Annotated in this window: 15 protein-coding genes; 10 read left to right on the top strand and 5 right to left on the bottom strand. The window is 70.2% G+C overall.

The features are described 5' to 3' along the window. The first annotated feature begins 6 nt into the window (after positions 1 to 6). A complete protein-coding gene (locus ACO057_RS20010; protein WP_421994757.1) occupies positions 7 to 573 on the top strand; it encodes a nucleotide exchange factor GrpE in 567 nt (188 codons plus the stop codon). Between the two features lie 80 nt (positions 574 to 653). Here ACO057_RS20010 and ACO057_RS20005 read toward each other — a convergent pair whose 3' ends face one another. Further along, positions 654 to 2,954, bottom strand: a complete 2,301-nt coding sequence (locus tag ACO057_RS20005; RefSeq protein WP_421994755.1) for an NADP-dependent malic enzyme — start codon at positions 2,952 to 2,954, stop codon at positions 654 to 656. 147 nt (positions 2,955 to 3,101) lie between these two features. On the opposite strand from ACO057_RS20005, the gene mutS reads away from it, so the two are divergent. Genes mutS through murJ form a run of 3 tightly spaced genes read left to right on the top strand, consistent with a single transcriptional unit; the run spans position 3,102 to position 9,966 of the window. Further along, positions 3,102 to 5,639, top strand: a complete 2,538-nt coding sequence (gene mutS, locus ACO057_RS20000) for a DNA mismatch repair protein MutS (protein WP_421994753.1) — start codon at positions 3,102 to 3,104, stop codon at positions 5,637 to 5,639. Between the two features lie 16 nt (positions 5,640 to 5,655). Further along, positions 5,656 to 8,430, top strand: coding sequence for a [protein-PII] uridylyltransferase (locus ACO057_RS19995; protein ID WP_421995546.1), 2,775 nt, complete (start codon positions 5,656 to 5,658; stop codon positions 8,428 to 8,430). A gap of 6 nt (positions 8,431 to 8,436) precedes the next feature. Further along, entirely contained in the window at positions 8,437 to 9,966 is a 1,530-nt protein-coding gene (gene murJ, locus ACO057_RS19990; RefSeq protein ID WP_421994751.1) for a murein biosynthesis integral membrane protein MurJ, read from the top strand. On the opposite strand, the gene ACO057_RS19985 is transcribed toward murJ, so the two are convergent. Further along, positions 9,967 to 10,440 carry a protein-tyrosine phosphatase family protein gene (locus ACO057_RS19985; protein WP_421994749.1) on the bottom strand — a complete coding sequence of 158 codons (474 nt, stop codon included), beginning with the start codon at positions 10,438 to 10,440 and terminating at the stop codon, positions 9,967 to 9,969. Next, positions 10,437 to 11,897, bottom strand: a complete 1,461-nt coding sequence (locus ACO057_RS19980) for an N-acyl-D-amino-acid deacylase family protein (RefSeq protein ID WP_421994747.1) — start codon at positions 11,895 to 11,897, stop codon at positions 10,437 to 10,439. The genes ACO057_RS19985 and ACO057_RS19980 overlap by 4 nt, the downstream gene beginning before the upstream one ends. Before the next feature lie 119 nt (positions 11,898 to 12,016). Here ACO057_RS19980 and ACO057_RS19975 point away from each other — a divergent pair, with 119 nt between their 5' ends. Next, positions 12,017 to 13,600 (top strand): ABC transporter substrate-binding protein, encoded by a 1,584-nt coding sequence (locus ACO057_RS19975; protein WP_421994745.1) that lies wholly within the window; start codon positions 12,017 to 12,019, stop codon positions 13,598 to 13,600. Positions 13,601 to 13,650: 50 nt separating this feature from the next. On the opposite strand, the gene ACO057_RS19970 is transcribed toward ACO057_RS19975, so the two are convergent. Beyond that, positions 13,651 to 14,364, bottom strand: a complete 714-nt coding sequence (locus ACO057_RS19970; RefSeq protein WP_421994743.1) for a PEP-CTERM sorting domain-containing protein — start codon at positions 14,362 to 14,364, stop codon at positions 13,651 to 13,653. A gap of 257 nt (positions 14,365 to 14,621) precedes the next feature. On the opposite strand from ACO057_RS19970, the gene trpS reads away from it, so the two are divergent. Together trpS and ACO057_RS19960 are read left to right on the top strand one after the other, a co-directional pair. Beyond that, positions 14,622 to 15,623 (top strand): tryptophan--tRNA ligase, encoded by a 1,002-nt coding sequence (gene trpS, locus ACO057_RS19965; RefSeq protein WP_421994741.1) that lies wholly within the window; start codon positions 14,622 to 14,624, stop codon positions 15,621 to 15,623. A 69-nt stretch (positions 15,624 to 15,692) separates the two neighbouring features. Then, positions 15,693 to 16,022, top strand: coding sequence for an SMR family transporter (locus ACO057_RS19960; protein WP_421994739.1), 330 nt, complete (start codon positions 15,693 to 15,695; stop codon positions 16,020 to 16,022). 12 nt (positions 16,023 to 16,034) lie between these two features. On the opposite strand, the gene ACO057_RS19955 is transcribed toward ACO057_RS19960, so the two are convergent. Continuing rightward, entirely contained in the window at positions 16,035 to 17,555 is a 1,521-nt protein-coding gene (locus ACO057_RS19955; protein WP_421994737.1) for a bifunctional metallophosphatase/5'-nucleotidase, read from the bottom strand. 124 nt (positions 17,556 to 17,679) lie between these two features. Here ACO057_RS19955 and ACO057_RS19950 point away from each other — a divergent pair, with 124 nt between their 5' ends. The 3 genes from ACO057_RS19950 to ACO057_RS19940 are packed head-to-tail and all read left to right on the top strand — an operon-like array spanning position 17,680 to position 19,855. Then, positions 17,680 to 18,621: a sulfite exporter TauE/SafE family protein gene (locus ACO057_RS19950; RefSeq protein ID WP_421994735.1), complete on the top strand. Its 942-nt coding sequence runs from the start codon at positions 17,680 to 17,682 to the stop codon at positions 18,619 to 18,621. Next, positions 18,618 to 19,364: a TIGR02186 family protein gene (locus ACO057_RS19945; protein WP_421994733.1), complete on the top strand. Its 747-nt coding sequence runs from the start codon at positions 18,618 to 18,620 to the stop codon at positions 19,362 to 19,364. Before ACO057_RS19950 ends, ACO057_RS19945 begins: the two co-directional genes overlap by 4 nt. Then, positions 19,364 to 19,855, top strand: coding sequence for a universal stress protein (locus ACO057_RS19940; protein WP_421994731.1), 492 nt, complete (start codon positions 19,364 to 19,366; stop codon positions 19,853 to 19,855). Before ACO057_RS19945 ends, ACO057_RS19940 begins: the two co-directional genes overlap by 1 nt. Position 19,856 lies beyond the last annotated feature (1 nt).

The following is a 19,856-nucleotide window of genomic DNA, read 5'->3' as shown; positions in this document are numbered from 1 at the left end:
ACAGCCATGAACGACCAGCAGACCCCCAACCCGGCCGATCTCGCGCCGGAAACCCCCGACGCGCCCGCGGCCCCTGCCGCCCCCCCTGGGCCGGAGGAGCGCATCGCCACCCTTGAGGCCGAGCTCGCCGAGATGAAGGACCGCTGGCTGCGCGCCGAGGCGGAGACCCAGAACGTCCGCAACCGCGGCAAGGACGAGGTCGAGAAGGCTCGCAACTACGCCGTGCAGAAGTTCGCCGGCGATGTGGTGGAAGCCTTCGAGAACCTGCATCGCGGCGTGACCATGCTGCCGCCGCCGGCCGAGGACGAGGCCGAGATCATCGGCAAGATGCGCCAGGGCTTCGAGGGCGTGGAGCGCTTCCTGCTCCAGCGGATGGAGGCCAATGGCGTCGTGCGCAAGCCGGCCGATGGCCAGCCCTTCGATCCCGAGCTGCATCAGGCGATGAGCGAGGCGCCCGCCCCCGAAGGCGTGGAGCCGGGGACGGTGCTGCAGGCTTGGTCCAGCGCCTGGACGCTTCATGGGCGGCTGCTGAAGCCGGCCATGGTCGTGGTCGCGGGCAAGCCCGCGGGCTGATCGCGCCGTTGCGCGAGGGCGCCGCCCTCGCGCCCTTCAATGCCGCGGCGAGTGATTGAGGGGGCCAAGGCCCCCTCGCACTACGCCTCCGTCACGATCGCCTGGTAGGCCGCCAGCGCCGCCATATCCAGCAGCTGGTTCACCCCTGCCCCCGTCGGGACGATCTGCGCGGGCTGCTTCATCCCCATCAGGATCGGGCCGATCGTCGTCGCCGAGGTCAGGTGCGGCACCGACTTGGTGAGGATGTGCGCGGCGTGCAGCCCCGGCATCACCAGCACATTGGCCGGACCGGTCAGGCGGCAGAACGGATAGAGCTGCGCCCGCAGGCCGGCATCCAGGGCCACATCCGCCCCCATCTCGCCGTCATACTCGAAGTCCACGCCCTTGGTGTCCAGCAGCTTCACCGCCTCGCGCAGGCTGCCGGGGATGCTGCCCTTGGGGTCGCCGAAGGTGGAGAAGGAGAGGAAGGCCACTCGCGGGGTGAGCCCGAGCCGGCGCGCCGTCGCCGCGCTGCGGATGGCGATCTCGGCCAGGGTCGCCGCGTCCGGACGTTCGTGGATGGCGGTATCGGCCACCAGCACCGTGCCCGAGCGCCGCGCGATCATCATGGTCAGGCCGAAGAGCACGCCGTCATGGTCCAGCGCCATGCTCAGCCCGTCGAGCGTGACGGAATAGCTGCGCGTCTCGCCGGTCAGCAGCGCATCCGCATCCCCCATGGCCAGCATGCAGGCGGCGAAGACGTTGCGGTCCAGGTTCACCAGCCGCTGGCAGTCGCGGAAGAGGAAGCCGTCGCGCTGCTTGCGGGCATAGAGCCATTCGGCATAGCGGCGGTTCTGCGAGGAGAGCCGGGCGTTGTGGATCTCGATCCCGTCCGGCAGCCGCACGCCGAGCGCGGCGACCGTCGCGTTGATCCGCTCCTCCCGGCCGACCAGCACGGGGAAACCATATCCCGCATTGCGGAAGTTGATCGCGGCGCGGATGACGGTTTCGTCCTCGCCCTCGGCGAAAACGACGCGCTTCGGATTCTCCCGCACGCGCTCATGGATGGCCTCCAGCGCATTCACCGCCACATCGAGGCGGCTGGCCAGCTCGCGGCCATAGCGCTGGGTGTCGATCATCGGCTTGCGCGCGACGCCCGATTTCACCGCCGCCTCGGCCACGGCCACCGGCACGCGCGCGATCAGCCGCGGATCGAAGGCGTTGGGGATGATGTATTCCGGCCCGAAGACCAGCTGCTTGCCCGCGCCCGAGCGCGCCACCTCCTCCGGCACCTCCTCGCGCGCCAGCTCCGCGAGAGCATGGGCGGCGGCGATCTTCATCGCGTCGTTGATGGTCGAGGCGCGCACGTCGAGCGCGCCGCGGAAGATGAAGGGGAAGCCCAGGACGTTGTTCACCTGGTTCGGATAGTCCGAGCGGCCGGTGGCGATGATGCAGTCCGGCCGGGCGGCCTTGGCTTCGTCGGGCGTGATCTCGGGGTCGGGATTGGCCATGGCGAAGATGATGGGGCTCGGCGCCATCGCCTGGAGCATCGCCGGCGTCAGCGCGCCCTTCACCGAGAGGCCGAAGAAGCAGTCCGCCCCCTCCAGCGCCTGGCTCAGCGTGCGGCGATCCGTCTCGATCGCATGGGCCGACTTCCACTGGTTCATGCCCTCGGTGCGGCCCCGATAGACCACGCCCTTGGTGTCGCAGAGGATGACGTTCTGCGGGCTCATGCCCATGGCCTTCACCAGCTCGGCGCAGGCGATGGCCGCCGCGCCGGCGCCGTTGATGACGAGCTTAGTCGTCTTAAGGTCACGACCCGTCAGATGCGCCGCATTGATGAGTCCCGCCGCCGCAACGATCGCCGTGCCGTGCTGGTCGTCGTGGAAAACGGGGATGTCCATCAGCTCGCGCAGGCGGCTTTCGATGACGAAGCACTCGGGCGCCTTGATGTCCTCGAGGTTGATTCCGCCGAAGCTCGGCCCAAGGAATCGGACGCAGTTCACGAACTCGTCCACATCCTCGGTGTTAAGGCAGAGATCGATTCCGTCCACGTCGGCGAAGCGCTTGAACAGCGCGACCTTGCCCTCCATCACGGGCTTGGAGGCCAGCGCGCCGAGATTGCCCAAACCCAGCACGGCCGTGCCATTGGAGACGACCGCCACGAAATTTCCCTTGCTCGTGTAGTCATAGGCAAGGGCGGGATCGCGGTGGATATGCAGGCAGGGCTCGGCCACGCCGGGCGAATAGGCCAGGCTGAGATCCCGCGCGGTGACCAGGGGCTTGGTGAGGCGGATCTCCAGCTTGCCGGGGCGGCCTTCCGCATGCATCGCGAGGGCTTCTTCGCCGGTGACGCGCGCCGTCCGCGTATCCGTCAACCCATCCTTGCGCACATCATCCATCTCGACTGTCCTGAATCTACTGTTGCCTGAGCTTCACCTTGTCGCGTGCAAAGGTGCCCCGCAAGGAGGCCCCTTCGCGGGTGCGAGACGCTCGGCTATGCAAGCTTCGTGGAGCAAAGGATGACTGCGGAAGGGGCAACCCCCGCGATGGCACAGTGGTTCGCGGCTAAGGCCGCGGCCGGGTCGGCGCTCGTCTTTTTCCGGATGGGCGACTTCTTCGAGATGTTCCACGACGACGCGGAAGCGGCGAGCGAGGCGCTCGGCCTCGCGCTGACGCATCGCGGCGAGCATCAGGGCCGTCCCATCCGCATGTGCGGCGTGCCCGCCCACAGCCACGAGGCCTATCTGGCCCGGCTGATCCGGCGCGGCTTCCGCGTGGCCATCTGCGAGCAGGTCGAGACGCCGGAGGAGGCCAAGGCCCGCCGCGCGCCAACCATCCGCCGCGAGATCGTGCGCATCGTCACCCCCGGCACCGCGACCGAGGAGGCCCTGCTCGACGCCGCGCGCCCCACCTGGCTGCTGGCGGTGGTGAAGGGCGGCGCGGCCTGGCTCGACGTGACAACGGGGCTCTTCTTCACCCAGGCCACCACCGATCCGGCAGGGCTGATCGCCCGCCTCGACCCCTCGGAGATCCTGGCCGAGGAGGCGCTGCAGATCGAGAACGCCGTTGTCTGCATTTCCCCGCGCGATGCCCCGGCGCGCCTCGCGACCGCGCTGGGCGTGGCCTCGCTGGAGGGCTTCGGCAGCTTCGGCGATGCCGAGATCGCGGCGGCGGCGATGGCCGTCGAATATGTGCGCGCGGTCAATAACGGCGCCCTGCCCCGCCTTTCCCCGCCGGTCGCCGAGGGTGCGAAGGGCGTGCTGCTGCTGGATGCCGCCACGCGCCGCAGCCTCGATATCCTGGAGGGCCCGCGCGGCGCCTCGCTCCTCGCCGCCGTGGATCGCACGCTGACCGGCGCGGGCGCGCGCGAGCTGTCGGCGCGCCTGGCCTCGCCGCTGGACGACCTCGCCGCGATTCGCGCCCGGCACGAGGCGGTGGCGGAGCTTCACGAGGACTCGCATCGGCGCGGCGCGATCCGCAGCGCGCTGAAGGGCGCGCCGGACATGGCCCGCGCTCTGGCCCGCATCAGCCTCGAACGCTTCTTCCCGCGCGACCTGGGCGCGATCCGCGACGGCCTGCAGCGCGCGGCCCGGCTGGCCGCGGCGATGGAGGCGGCCGCGCCCGCGCTGCTCGCCCAGGCCATCGCGCCGCTCTCCGCCCTGCCCGACACGGCCGCCGAGCTGCTGCGCGGGCTGGCCAGCGAACTGCCCGTGCGGCTCGACGACGGTTCGGTCATCGCCGCCGGCTATGACGGCGAGCTCGATGCGCTGCGCCGCCTGCGCGACGATGCGCGCGGCGCGATCGCGGCCATGCAGCTCGATCTCGCCCAGGCCTGGGGCGTGGCCGCGCTGAAGATCCGCCATCACCAGCAGCTCGGCTATCTCGCCGAGGTCCCGGCCGCGGCCGGCGAGAAGCTGCTGCGCGGCGCGCCGCCCAAGGCCGTGGGCGATCTCGCGCCCATTCATCGCCAGAGCATGGCCAACGCCCATCGCTTCACCTGCACCGCCCTGGCCAATCTCGACCGCCGCCTGTCGGAGGCCGGCGACCAGGCGGGCAAGCGCGAGCGCCTCGTCATCGCGCATCTGCGCCAGATCATCCTGGCCGAAGCCGAGGCCATCGCCGCCGCCGCGCGCGAGATGGCGGCCGTCGACGTCCTCGCCGCCTCGGCCGAGCTCGCGACCGAAGGCGCCTGGTGCCGCCCGGAACTCACCGAACGCCCCGACTTCGCCATCGAGGCCGGCCGCCATCCGGTGGTGGAGGCCGCGCTGCGCAAGGCGCGCGGCCCGGGCTTCGTGCCCAATGACTGCGACCTCTCGCCCGGCCATCGCCTCTGCCTGCTGACCGGCCCCAACATGGCCGGCAAGTCCACCTGGCTGCGGCAGAACGCGCTGATGGTGATCCTGGCCCAAGCCGGGCTCTTCCTGCCGGCCGCCGCCGCGCGCATCGGGCTGGTGGACCGGCTGTTCAGCCGCGTCGGCGCCTCCGACGATCTCGCGGGCGGGCGCTCCACCTTCATGGTCGAGATGACGGAGACGGCGGCGATCCTGAACCTCGCCGGCCCGCGCAGCCTCGTCGTGCTGGACGAGGTGGGCCGCGGCACCGCGACCTGGGATGGACTGGCCATCGCCACCGCCGTGCTGGAGGCCCTGCACGACCGCATCCGCTGCCGCACGCTCTTCGCCACGCATTTCCACGAGCTCACGGTCATGGCCAATCGCCTGCCCGAGATGCGCCTCGCGGCCATGCAGGTGCGCGAATGGCGCGGCGAGGTGATCTTCCAGCACAGCGTCGCCGCCGGCGCGGCCGAGAAGAGCTGGGGCGTGCATGTCGCCAAGCTCGCCGGTGTGCCCTCGCCCGTGCTGAAGCGCGCCGCCGCGGTGCTCGCCTCACTGGAGGATCGCTCGCGCGAGGCGGCCGATCCGCTGACCTCCGAGATGCCGCTCTTCGCGCCCGCCTATGCCGCGCCGGAAAATCCGGTGCTCGACGCCCTGGCGAAGCTCGACCCCGACAAGCTCTCGCCCCGTGAGGCGCAGGACGCTCTTTACAACCTCAAGGCACTCGCCGCCGGAACGGAAGCTCTGTAGGCTGGCTGACATGAGGATGGCGACAGCCGATCGGGCTGAGTTGAGCTTGCAGGACTCGCTACTTGCGGGTGGTGTGCCGGTCGCGCGCGATGTCGCGCTCGGGTTGCTGCGCCGCGAGCTCGGCCGCTTCCAGGCCCAGGTTCAAAAGTCCTTCGAGAGCCAGGAGATCTACGGCCTGGACGCCGCCCGCCAGCTCGGCGCGCATATGGACGGCATCCTCCTCGCCATCCAGGACTACTCCGCCGCGATGGTGCCGCCGGCCCATGGCGACCGCCTGGTGGACTTCGCGCTGGTCGCGACGGGCGGCTATGGCCGCGGCGTCCTGGCCCCGCATTCGGACATCGACCTGCTCTTCCTGACGGAGCGCGAGGCCGGGCCGCGCACGCGGCGCATGATCGAGTTCATGCTCTATCTGCTCTGGGATCTGGGGCTGAAGGTCGGCCATGCCACGCGCAGTGCGAAGGACTGCATCTCCGAAGGCCTGAAGGACGCGACCATCCTCACCGCCTTGGTGGATGCGCGCTTCCTCTCCGGCGAGCGGGCGCTCTTCGACGCCTTCCTCATCGACTTCACCAAGCTGCGCACCGAGACCGGGCTGCGGCCCTTCCTCGCGGCCAAGCGCACCGAGCGCGCCGCGCGCCACGCCCGATATGGCGAGAGCCCCTTCCTGGTCGAGCCGCACATCAAGGAAGGCCGCGGCGGGCTGCGCGACCTGCAGATGCTCTACTGGCTCGCGCGCTATGCCTTCGGCATCCGCCGGCTCGACAATCTGGTGGGACCCGACAGCCCCGGCGGCGGGCTGCTGGTCGAGGGCGAGGTCCGCGGCATCAATCGCGCCTGGGACTTCCTCTGGACCCTGCGTTTCCATCTGCACTACGTGACCGGCCGCGCCGAGGAACGCCTGACCTTCGACCTGCAGCCGGTGATCGCCGCGCGGATGGGCTACACCCGCCACGGCACGCAGGACGGCACCGAGCGGCTGATGAAGCACCTCTTCCTCACCTCGCGCGAGGTGGTGCGCCTCTCCCGCGTGCTGGAGCCGGCGATCGAGCGCGCCGCCCTCGGCGCTCCCGCCACGCGCAAGGGCGGCGACGAGGGCATCGCGGCCCTGGGCCTCGCCTTCGCCGACGGCAAGCTGGTCGCGGCCCCGCCCGACCGCGACTTCTCCCGCGAACCGGTGCTGATGCTGCGGATGGTGAAGGCCGCACGCGACCGCAATCTCGAGATTCATCCGCTCGCCATCCGCGCGCTGATCCGCCATGCGCGCCAGGCCGACCGGCTGCGCGGCGACCCCGAGGCCAGCACGCTCTTCCTCGACCTGCTAACCGGCAAGGATGCCGCGAAGTGGCTGCGGCTGCTGAACGAGGCCGGCTTCCTCGGGCGCTTCATCCCCGAATGGGCCCGCATCGTCGGGCTGATGCAGTTCGACACCTACCATGTCTTCACGGTCGACGAGCACACGATCGAGGCCATCGGCGTGCTGCAGCAGATCGACCGCGGCGAGCTGAACGAGGTCGCCCCCGTCGCGACCGAGCTGATGACGCAGCTGCAGTCGCGCCGCGCGCTCTATGTCGCCACGCTGCTGCACGACATCGCCAAGGGCCGCGGCGGCGACCACAGCGAGCTCGGCGCCCGCTTCGCGCAGGAGATCTGCCCGCGCCTGGGCATGAGCGCCGAGGAGACGGAGACCGTCTCCTGGCTGATCCTGCATCACCTCCTCGTCTCGCAGACGGCCTTCAAGCGCGACATCGAGGACCCCAAGACCATCCTCGACATCGCCGACCAGGTGCAGTCGCCCGAGCGGCTTCGCCTGCTGCTGGTGCTGACCGTCGCCGATATGCGCGCCGTCGGCCCGCGCGTCTGGAACGCCTGGAAGGCCACGCTGCTGCGCGAGGTCTATTGGCGCGTCTCCGAAGTCCTCGCCGGCGGCATGACCGTGCCCGAGCGCGACGTGCGCGTGGCCCGCGCCAAGGAAGCGGCGGCCGCCATGCTGCCCGGCTTCACCAAGGCCGATACCGACCTGTTCATGTCGCTCGGCTATCCGGGCTACTGGCTCTCCTTCGATTCCGAGACGCATGCGCGCCACGCCGGCATCATCCGCGAGGCCGAGGCCGATCGCGCGCCGCTCACCGTGCGCACCCGAGTCATGCACGACCGCGCGGTGACCGAGGTCACGGTCTATTGCAGCGACCATCCGGGCCTGTTCAGCCATATCTCCGGCGCCCTGGCCGTGGCGGGCGCCTCCATCGTGGATGCGCGCATCCACACCCTGACCAACGGCATGGCGCTCGACACCTTCTGGGTGCAGGACAGCGCGGGCGGGGCCTTCGAGGCGCCGCATCGCCTGGCGCGCCTCTCCGTGCTGATCGAGCAGGCGCTGTCGGGCCGGCTCCGGCTTTCCGCCGAGATCCGCAAGGTGCGGCGCGAGCCGGCGCGCCTCGCCGCCGTCACGGTGCCGCCGCGCGTCGTGGTCGACAACTTCGCCTCCAACACGCACACGGTCATCGAGGTGAACGGCCGCGACCGACCGGGCCTGCTGCATGACGTGACGGCTGCGATCAGCGAGCAGGGGCTGCAGATCGCCTCGGCGCATATCACCACCTACGGCGTGCGCGCGGTGGACGTCTTCTATGTGAAGGACGTCTTCGGCCTGAAGGTCGAGAACGAGCGCAAGCTGGCCCCCCTGCGTTCGGCCCTGCTGGAGGCGCTGACGCCACCGCCCCTGAATCCCGCGCCGGCCCCGGGCGGCGGCGGGCCGGCGCCCTACCGCGAAGCGGCCGGCCCCGCTTAGGGCGCCATGTTCCGCTCCATCGCCACCGTCGGCGCCTGGACCATGGCGAGCCGCGTCCTCGGCTTCCTGCGGGACATGCTCATCGCCTCGAAGCTCGGCGCGGGGCCGATGGCCGACGCCTTCTTCGTCGCGCTCAAGCTGCCCAACCTGTTCCGCCGCCTCTTCGGCGAGGGCGCCTTCAACGCCGCCTTCGTGCCGGCCTTCGCCCAGACGCTGACCCAGCGCGGGCCGGTCGCCGCCAAGGCGCTGGCCGAGCGGATGGCGATGCTGCTGACGCTCTGGCTCGCCATCCTTACCGGGCTCGGCCTCATCTTCATGCCGCAGCTCATGCAGGTGCTGGCGCCGGGCTTCCGCGACGATCCGGCCAAATTCGCACTGGCCATCGAGCTCACGCGCATCACCTTCCCCTATCTGCTGCTGATCTGCCTGACGGCGCTGGTGAGCGGCGTGCTCAACGGGCTGGGGAAATTCGCGGCGGCGGCAGCCGCACCGATATTCTTCAATCTGCTTTCGATGATCGCGCTCTTCGCCCTCGCCCCCTTCGTGGCCACTCCCGCCCATGCGCTGGCCTGGGGCGTCACCGTCTCGGGCGCGGTGCAGCTGGGGCTGGTGATGTGGGCCTGCGCGCGGGCGGGCATGGCGCTCAACATCTTTCGCGCGCCGAGCCTGCCGCCGGAGGTGCGGATGGTGCTGCGGCGGATGGGGCCGGGGCTGGTGGGCGCGGGCGTGACGCAGCTCAACCTCGCGGTCGACGTCATCATCGCCTCCTTCCTGCCCTCGGGCTCGGTCTCCTACCTCTATTACGCGGACCGCGTGGCGCAGCTGCCGCTCGGCGTCATCGGCGCGGCGGTCGCCACGGCGCTGCTGCCGCTGCTGGCGCGGCAGATCCATGCGGGCCAGCCGCTCTCGGCCCATCGCAGCATCAACCGCGCCATCGAGATCTCCCTCGCTCTGGCGGTTCCGGCGGCGGTGGCGCTCGCCCTTCTGGCGCTGCCCATCCTGGAAGCGCTGTTCCAGCGCGGCGCCTTCGGGCCGGAGGAGGCGCGGCTCACCTCGCATGCGCTGGTCGCCTATGCCTTCGGCCTGCCGGCCTTTGTGCTGGTGAAGGTCTTCGTGCCCGGGTTCTTCGCGCGCGGGGATACCGCCACCCCGGTGAAGATCGGCATCTTCTGCGTGGTGCTGAACCTCGCTTTGAACCTCGCGCTGATGGGGCCGCTGCAGCATGTGGGCGTGGCGCTGGCGACCGTCATCTCGGCCTGGGTGAATGCGGGGCTGCTGGCCTGGCTGCTGTCGCGGCGCGGGCAGCTGCATTGGGACCATCGCCTGCGCCGCGTGGCACCGCGGCTGCTGCTGTCGGCCGCCGTGATGGGCGGGGTGCTGTTCGGGCTGAAGCTCGTCTTGTCGCCGGGGCCCGGCCTCGTGGGCGTGGCGCTGCTTGGCGCGATCTGCGCCGTGGGCGGGGCGGCGTATTTCGCGGCCGCGCAGCTCTCGGGCGGGATGAACCTGCGCGAGCTGCGGCGCCTGATGCGCCGGTAGTCAGACCAGGCCGATAAAGGCGCGCTGCCGCGCCGTCTCGGGATGCGAGCCTGCGGCCGTGACCCGCGCCAGCGCCTCGGCGCGATCCAGGCCCAGGGTCAGCAGCAGGCATTGCGCGGCCATGCCGGTGCGCCCGATGCCGGCGGCGCAATGCAGCACGATCCGCTCGCCCTGGCGCAGCAGCGCGGCGGTTTGCGCGATGCAGGCCACGAAGCCGGCCGCATCCTCCGGCACGCCGAAATCCTCGATCGGATGGGCACGCCAGATCCAGGGCAGATCGCCCGAGGCCAGCAGCGCCGCATAGTCCGGCGCCTTCGCGGCGATCTCCGCGTCACCGGCCAGGCAGAGCACCTGGCCGATCTTCGCGGCGGCCGTCGCCGCCAGAAAATCGCCCAGCGGCGCCGCGCGTCCCGGCATGGCGGAGAGCCACAGCCCGCCGGGAACCTCCGCAAGCGCCACCGGGCGCAGGGTCATGCCGCGACGGGCACGCGCTGCAGCAGGCGCCCGGCCGGCGTGTCGCTCGCCCCCTTCGCATGGGTGTAGACGGACCGCCCGTTCACCCAGGTCTCGACGATGCCGTCGGCGCATTGGCGCGGCTCGGCGAAGGTCGCGCGGTCCTTCACGGTGGCCGCGTCGAACATCACGAGATCCGCATAGGCGCCCTCGGTCAGCGTGCCGCGCTCGGCGATGCCGAAGACCTTGGCGGTGCGCCCGGTCATCTTGTGCACGGCGGTCTCAAGGTCGAAGAGGCCGAGCTCGCGGCTGTAATGGCCGAGCACGCGGGGGAAGGTGCCCCAGAGGCGCGGATGCGGGTGCTTGGCGAGCGGGCCGCCATCGCTGCCGATCATCGACAAGCGGTGCGCCATGATCCGCTGCACGTCGTCCTCGGACATGTTGTGGAAGACGCCGCCGGCCGGCAGCAGCCGGTTCGCCGCCTCCTGAAGGTCCACGCCCCATTCCGCCGCGATGTCCTTCAGCGCGCGGCCGGCCATCTCCGGATGCGGCACCGAGCTCGCGACGGTGATCGGCACGTCCGGGCGCGGCTTGCGCGCGGCGAGCGAGGTGGAGGCCGCCGCGTAAGGATAGACGTCGAAGGCCACGGGATACTTCGCGGCGTGCTGCTCGATCAGCGGCAGGGTCTGCACCGAGCGACCGTGATTCTCCGGCTGGGCGCATTTGTGGTGGCTGATGACGACCGGCGCACCCACGGCGGCGCCGATCTTCAGCGTCTCCTCGATGCTCTCCAGCACATGGTCCGCCTCGTCGCGCATATGGGTGACGTAGAGGCCGCCCGTCGCGCGCAGCGCCTCGGAAACGGCGATGACCTCGTCGGTCGGGGCATGCTTGCTGGGCGGGTAGAACAGGCCGGTGGACAGGCCCGCCGCGCCCTCGCTCAACGCCTCGGCGAGCTGCTTGCGCATGCGCTCGGCCTCCTTGTCCGTCGCCGGACGATCGAGGTCGCGCCCCATGGCGCCCACGCGCAGCGACATGTGCCCGATCAGCGCGAGCGTGTTCACCGCGGAGGGCTCAACGCGCAGGCGCTCGGCATATTCGCCGAAGCTGCCGAAGCGCCACCATTCCAGCTCGCCCACGGAATCCAGCGGGGCGGGCGGGCGCTCGCTCATGGTCACGGGGGAGAGGCTGATGCCGCAATTGCCGACCACGACCGTCGTCACGCCCTGCGAGGTCTTGCAGAGCATGCAGGCCGGACCGCAGAGCACAGCCTGGTCGTCATGGGTGTGCGCGTCGATGAAGCCGGGCGCCACGACGCGGCCTTCGGCCATCACCTCGCGGTCCGCCGACATGGCCGAGAGATCTCCGATGGCGGCGATGCGATCGCCCTTCACGCCGATATCGCCGCGGCGGCGCGGGGCGCCCGTGCCGTCGATCAGGGTGGCATCACGGATGATGAGGTCGCAGCGCAGGGCCATGAGAGTCCGTCTCGATAGGGATTCATGATGATGCGTCGTAGGAAAGCGCGACGAAACCCCTCCCGGGATCGGCCGGCTTGCGGCAGTTTGCCAACGTCAGGCTCAGGAGACCGATCCCCATGACTACCCGCCGCCAACTGCTCGGCGCCACCGGCGCTCTCGTCGCCGCGCCCAGTGTCGTGGGAGCCCAGGGAGCATCCTCGCGCCTGCTGCGCTTCGTGCCGCAGGCCGACCTGACCGTGCTGGACCCCGTGTTCAACACCGCCACCGTGACGCTGGTGCACGGCTTCATGGTCTTCGACACGCTCTACGGCCTCGATGCCAATTACAACGTGCGGCCGCAGATGGCCGCCGGCCACGTCATCGAGGATGACGGCCGCACCTGGGTCATCACGCTCCGCGAAGGCCTGCGCTTCCATGACGGCGAGCCGGTGCGCGGCCGCGACTGCGTGGCCAGCATTCGCCGCTGGGCCGCGCGCGACATGTTCGGGCAGGAGATGCTCGCCAATCTCGACGAGCTGACCGCGCCGAGCGACCGCACCATCCGCTTCCGCTTCAAGCAGCCCTTCCCCCTGCTGGCCGAGGCCCTCGGCAAGGTCACGGCCGCGATGCCGGCCATCATGCCCGAGCGCCTGGCCCAGACCGACCCTTCGCGCGCGGTGGCGGAGATGGTGGGCAGCGGGCCCTTCCGCTTCGTCCCCGAGGAACGCATCTCCGGCACGCGCGTCGTCTATCGCAAGTTCGATGGCTATGTGCCCCGCCCCGACGGCGTCGCCAGCCGCTCGGCCGGCCCGAAGATCGCGCATATGGATCGCGTCGAGTGGCACGTCCTGCCCGACCCCGCCACGGCCGCCGCCGCCCTCCAGCAGGGTGAGGTAGACTGGCTGGAATACGCGCCAAACGACCTGCTGCCGCTGCTGCGCCGCTCACGCAACAACGTCGTGAAGGTGACGGATGACAGCAGCATCAGCGTGCTGCGCTTCAACCACCTCCATGCGCCCTTCAACAATCCGGCCATTCGCCGCGCGACGCTCAGCGCGCTCGACCAGTCGGCCTATATGACCGCCGCCTTCAGCGCGGACAGCAGCCTGTGGCGCACCGATGTGGGCCTCTTCCTGCCCAACACGCCCATGGCGAACGACGCCGGCATCGACGTGCTGCGTGGCCCGCGCGACATGGACAAGGTCAAGCACGACCTCGCCGCCGCCGGCTATAACGGCGAGAAGGTCGTGGTGCTGCAGCCCATGGACATGGCCTATCTGAAGGCCATGGCCGACGTCGCGGTGGACATGTTCCGGCGCGCCGGCATGAACGCGGAGGCCTACTCGGCGGACTGGGGCAGCATCGTGCAACGCCGCGGCTCGCGCGAGCCGGTGGAGCGCGGCGGCTGGAGCGTGTTCATCACGGGCTTCAGCGCGGCGGGGCTGATCAATCCCGTGGCCAATCTCGGCCTGCGGGCCACCGGCAGCCGGGCCTGGTTCGGCTGGCCGACCAGCGAGCCGCTGGAGCGCCTGCGGCAGGAGTGGATGGCCGCCCCCGACCAGCCCGCGCAGCAGGCGGTCGCGCGGCAGCTCCAGACGCAGTTCTTCCAGGACGTGCCCTATATGCCGCTCGGGGAATACTACCGGGTCATCGCCCATCACCGGAGTCTGCTGGACATCCCGGAGGGTCTCTCGACCTTCACGGGCGTCCGCCGGGCCTGACGCCGGCAGGCCGGAGGTTCCCGCCAGGAAACCTCCGGCCCTCTCGCAGGTCAGGCCTTGGTGGCGGCCTTGCGGCGACGAACCCAACCCAGCCCGAACAGGCCCGCGCCGAGGAGCGCCAGGCTTGCCGGCTCGGGGACCGCGACGGTCAGGATCGAGGGCGTGCCGTTCTGGCGGCTGTAGTACAGGGTGTAGTTGCCGCCCGTGAGGGTGAAGAAGTCCGTCACCTGGCTGGTCGGGCCGGAAACGCCGCCGGCCACCTGCACGCCATCCTTGAAGAGGCTGATGCCGTCGTCATGGGTGATCGTCAGATTGGTGCCGGCCGCCATGGCGCCGAGGGTGATCGTGTACAGCGAGCCATAGAGATAGCCGGCGACGCTGCCACTGGAACCGAGGAAGCTGCTCAAGTTGGAGAAGTTGGCGACGGTGACGCCGCCGGAAACGACCGGCCCGCCGCCGACATAGTTGTAATTCGAGATCCCGCTGGCGTTCGAGCCGAAGAACGCGCTGTTGGTGTCGCCCGGGGGATTCGAGGGCGAGTTCTGCGCCGCCGTGTTCACGAAGTTGAGATCGCCCGTATAGGTGAAGCTCGCGGTGGCCGGCGAGCCACTGAAGGGCGTCGAGCTCGGCAGGGTCGAGAAGCCCGATCCGCCCGTCAGGCCGGTCGTCACGGTGAAGGCATAGGACGGCGAGGCCTGGGCAGTGCCGGCATGCGCCACGAAGAGGGCGGCGCCGGCCATCAGGGCCAATTTGAAGGATCGCATTGTCGTCTCCATCGGTGAAAGCCTTTGGAGAGAAAGCAATCGTTATGCCACGTAAATTATCTTTTTAAATCATGGTATTATGTAGGATCATCGCGACGGCTCGCCCGTTCCGTAAAAACAGCCGACATATTTCGCCCGCCGGCTTTGGGTCTCCGGCGATCTCGCCTGAGGCTTCGGCCTTCGCCCGTCCGGCGGGGTTGACGTGGCCGCTGGGGCGCGCAAACCCTGCGCCCCCGCCCCATCACACAGGTTTCGTCATGCAGCGCGTCTTCTCCGGCATTCAACCCTCTGGCGTGCCCACCTTGGGCAACTACCTGGGCGCGATCCGGAACTGGGTTCCGATGCAGGACCAGCATGAGTGCCTTTTCTGCGTGGTGGACATGCACGCCATCACCGTCTTCCAGGAGCCCGCCCAGCTCCTCGCCCAGACGCGCGAGATGGCCGCGACCCTGCTGGCCTGCGGTCTCGACCTCGCCAAATGCACCCTCTTCGTCCAGAGCCATGTGCCGGCCCATGCCGAGCTCGCCTGGATCTTCAACTGCGTGGCGCGGCTTGGCTGGCTGAACCGCATGACACAGTTCAAGGACAAGGCGGGCAAGAACTCCGAGGCGATGTCCTCGGGCCTCTATGTCTATCCGAACCTCATGGCGGCCGACATCCTGGTCTACAAGGCGACCTCGGTGCCGGTCGGCGACGACCAGAAGCAGCATCTCGAGCTCGCCAACGACATCGCCCAGAAGTTCAACCACGATTACGGCGTGGAGTTCTTCCCGCGCATCGAGCCGCACATCATGGGCGTCGCCGCGCGCGTGATGTCGCTGCGCGACGGCTCGAAGAAGATGAGCAAGTCGGATGCCTCGGACCAGTCGCGCATCAACCTCAACGACGACACCGACACCATCCGCAGCAAGATCAAGCGCGCCAAGACCGATCCCGAGCCCTTGCCGGAGAACGTGCTGGGCTTCGAGGGCCGCGCCGAGGCGCGCAACCTCGTCGGCATCCTGGCCGCGGTGACGGGGACGACGCCGGACGCCGTGCTGCGCGAGCATGGCGGCAAGGGCTTCGGTCCCTTCAAGGACGTCCTGGCGGATGCGCTGATCGCCCATCTCGAGCCGATCCGCACGGAGATGCTGCGCTTCCTGGAAGACCTGCCGACGCTGGATGCCGAGCTGCGCAAGGGCGCGGAAAAGGCGGAGGCGATCGCACGGCCGATCGTCACCGAGGCGAAGCGGATCGTGGGCTTCCTGCCGAGGGCGTAGCCCTTCGGCGCTCCCGGGCGCGGCAAGCCGCGCCCGGGGCGGCCCTGACGCGCGATGGGGGAGGCGCCCGTGAACTATCTCTATCTGGCCGTTGCCATCGTGGCCGAGGTCATCGGGACGACCTTCCTGAAGACGTCAGACGGATTCACGAAGCTCGGCCCCAGCCTGGTTTGCGCGGCGGCCTATCTGCTGGCGTTCTTCTGCCTGTCCCTGACGCTGCGGACGATCCCGACGGGCATCGCCTATGCCATCTGGTCCGGCGCGGGCATCGTGCTGATCGCAACGGTGGCCTGGCTTTGGCAGGGGCAGAAGCTGGACGTGCCGGCCATCGTCGGGATGGCCCTGATCATCGCCGGGGTGCTGGTGATGAACCTGTTTTCGAAAAGCGCCGCCCACTGATCCGCCGCGGGCCTATCCACCCAGCGCCCGCTCCACCGCGTCGCTGAGCAGGGGGCCGTCGTCCCTGGCCTCCAGCGCGGCCTCGGCGAAGAGCGCGAAGCCGTCGCCGCCACGGCGGAGGAAGTCATTGGTCGCGACCAGATAGGCGCGCTCGGGATCGAGCGGCTTCCAGCTGCCATCGGCCTCGCGCACCTCGGCGCCCGTCACGCGCTGCCCGACGGGCCGCCGGGCATCCAGCGTGAAGCGCAGCCCGGCCAGTTGCGGGAAGCGCCCCGAGCCATCGGGCAGCCGCGACAGCCCGTTTTCCAGCGCGGCCCGGATCGTCGTGCCGCGCAGGCGCATGCGCGCCACCGAATTGCCGAAGGGCAGCACGGTCAGCAGATCGCCCAGCGAGATCTCGCCCGCCGGCAGTCCGGCCCGCAGCCCGCCGCCGTTCTGCCAGCCGATCTCGGCCTCCACGGCCTTGCGCATGGCCTCGGCCACCATCTCGCCCAGGGCGCAGGGGGCGAGATAGCAGCCGCGATTGTCCAGCGCCTCGGGCAGCCGGCCGATCACGCGCCGGCGCAGCGCCTCCAGCGGCTCGGCGAAGCGCGCGACGATGGCCGCGACGGCCGGATCCTCGGCGATATCGCCCGACATCTCGCGCATGCGCTGCTGGTGCGTGGCGATGCGCCCATCGGCGGCGAGGTCGAGGTCGAAGCGATCGAGATAGCGCCCGAAGGCCTGGGCCTGGGCGATCAGCACCGGCCGGTCCTGCCCGTCGACTACTTCGGGCGGGGCGACCAGCCTGTGCGAATGCCCGCCCAGGATCACGTCCACCCCCGCGATCTCGGCGGCCAGGCGCCGATCCGCGCCAAGGCCGAGATGCGACAGCAGCACCACCGTCGCCGGCCCCTCGCGCCGCGCTTCCCAGACGGCGCGGTTGGCGGCCTCCAGCGGATCGGTGAAGCGGATGTTCGGGCCGGGCGCGGAGAGCGTCGGCGTATCCGGCGTGGTCAGGCCCACGACCACGACGCGCAGGTTCTCGCGCCGGAAGGCGATGGTGGGCGCCAGCTTGCCGGCCAGGGCCGGCTCCTGCGTCACGTCGATATTGGCGCAGAGCACCGGGAAGGGCACGGCCGCCAGATAGGCCGCGAGCTTCTCCGGCCCCAGGTCGAATTCGTGGTTGCCGAGGGTGAAGGCCTGCACCCCCCACTCCTTCTGCACCGCGGCCTCGGCCAGGCCTTCGTGCTGGGTGAAGAAGAGGCTGCCGAGGAACTCGTCCCCGGCCTCCAGCAGCAGCGAGGCGCGTCCCGCCGCCCGTGCCCCCTCGCGCGCCTCGGCGATGGCGGTCGCGATGCGCGCCGAGCCGCCGAAGCAGGGTTCGCCGGCGCGGCAGGCCGCGGCCGAGGCGGCGATGGGTTCGTGGCGCGAATGGAAATCGTTGAGGTGAATCAGCGAGACCTGCGTCGCGGCCTCGGCGGAAGCGCGCAAGGCCGGCACGGGAAAGGCCGGGACGGCGAGCAGCGCTGGGAGCGATCGACGGCTGAACATGGCGGCCCTCTTCTGCGCCACTTGTGCCCAGAAGGCCACAGGAGGCCTGGAAAGATCGCATCACGCAAGATGATCCCGGACGGGTCCGGACCTGCCCTTGCGATGCCACTTTTCCCGGTGAAGGGTGGCCCCGTCCATCACTTGGTTCCGCGCTTTGCAGGTCTATCTGCCCATTGCCGAGATGAGCGTGGATGTCCTCCTTCTGGTGGGCGTCGGCTTCAGCGTGGGCTGGCTTTCGGGCCTCTTCGGCGTGGGCGGCGGCTTCCTGCTGACGCCGATGCTGATTCTGTTGGGAATTCCCTCCACCGTCGCCGTGGCCTCGGGCGCCAACCAGACGCTGGGCGCCTCCGTCTCGGGGCTGATCGCGCAGGCGCGGCGCGGCAATGTCGACTGGCAGATGGGCGGCGTGCTGGTGGCGGGCGGCCTCCTCGGCAGCGTCGCCGGCGTGCAGCTCTTCGCGCTGCTGCGCCGGCTCGGCCAGGTGGATGCGGCGGTCGCGCTGTTCTACGTCGTGGTGCTCGGCTCCGTCGGCCTGCTGATGGTGATGGAGAGCGTGCGCGCCATCTTCCGCCGGCGCCGCAAGGGCGCGGCGCATCGTCTGCACAACCACAGCTGGGCGCATGGGCTGCCCTTCAAGATCCGCTTCCGCAAGAGCCGCCTCTACATCTCCGTGATCCCGCCGCTGGGCGTCGGCTTCCTGATCGGCGTGCTCTCGGCCGTGATGGGCGTGGGCGGCGGCTTCATGCTGGTCCCGGCCATGATCTACATCCTGGGCATGCCGACGGCGGTGGTGATCGGCACCTCGCTGTTCCAGGTCGTCTGCGTCACCGCGATGGTGACCTTCCTCCAGGCGATCCAGGTCGGCGGCGTGGATATCGTGCTGACCCTGCTGCTGCTGCTGGGCGGCGTCGCGGGGGCGCAGTTCGGCGCGGCGATGGGCGGCAAGCTGCGCGGCGAGGAGACGCGGGCGCTGCTGGGCGCCCTGGTCCTGGCCGTGGCGGCCTCGCTGCTGTGGGACCTGCTGCGCGAGCCGGCCCAGCTGTTCAGCGTCGGGCCCGCGCTGTGAGGGCCTGGCTTCATCTGCTGGCGGTGATCGCCGGCCTCTTCCCGGCCCTGGCCTTCGGCCAACCCTCCGAACTCGTCGCACGCCTCTCCACCGAGCGTGTCGACATCACCACGGCCTTCGTCGGCGAGAGCATCCTGGTCTTCGGCAGCACCGAGCAGCCGCTGGGCCCCGGCGGCGACGAGGTCATCGTCATGGCGCGCGGCGCCTCGGGCCCCTTCGTCGTGCGCCGGAAGGTGAGTGTGCTCGGGCTCTGGCTCAACGGCCCTTCCGCGCGCTTCGAGGAGGTGCCGGTCTTCTACGCCATCGCCGGGACGCGGCCGCCCTGGCAGCTCCTGCCCGAGCAGCTTCGGCAGGAGCAGGGGATCGGCATCGATTCCATTCCCCTCCAGTTCACCGGCGCGCGCGGTCCGGGCTTTCGCCGCGCGCTGGTGGAGCTGAAGCGCAACTCGCGCCTCTGGCAGGAGGACCCCTCGCCCATCGAAATCGCCGGCTCGCGGCTGTTCAACTTCCGGTTGTCCCTCCCCGCCACGGTGCAGCCGGGACAATATGCGGTCCAGGTGCTGCTCATCCGGGCGCGGCGGATCGTGGCGACGGAGGAGCTCTCCTTCTTGGTGGAAAGGTCCGGATCGGCCGCGGAGATTGCGAAGGTCGCGCAAGGCCAGCCGGTGATCTACGCTCTGCTCTGCATCCTGGCGGCGGCTTTCGCCGGCTGGGCGGGCAGCGTGATCTTCCGGAGGGGTTAATGAGCGAAACGACGGCCGAGCGCGCCAGGCGCGACCGCGTCTTCCTCGTCGTGGTGGATGACAGCCCGGAGCGCGCGGTGGCGCTGCGCTATGCCGCGCTGCGCGCCGCGAAATCCGGCGGGCGCGTGGCCCTGCTGCGCGTGGTCGAGCCGGTGGGGCAGTCTGAATGGGCCGGCATCGGCGCATTGATGGCGCAGGAACGGCTGGAGGAGGCCGAATCCACGCTGGCCGGACTGGCCGCGCAGGTGCGCGAGATCACGGGCGGCATCCCCATGCTCATCACCCGCGAGGGAAATACGGCGGACGAGCTCCTGGCCCTGCTGGCGGAAGATCCGCGCATCTCGATCCTGGTGCTGGCATCGGCCGCGGACAGCAAGGGGCCGGGGCCGCTCATCCAGGCGCTGACCGGGCGGCTGGGCGCGAAGATGACGATCCCGATGACCGTGGTGCCCGGCAACATGTCCGAGGCGGAACTCGACCGGGTCACGTGAC

This window comes from Roseococcus sp., assembly GCF_965227005.1.
GTDB lineage: Bacteria > Pseudomonadota > Alphaproteobacteria > Acetobacterales > Acetobacteraceae > Roseococcus.
This window is presented reverse-complemented; position numbering and strand designations above follow the sequence as displayed.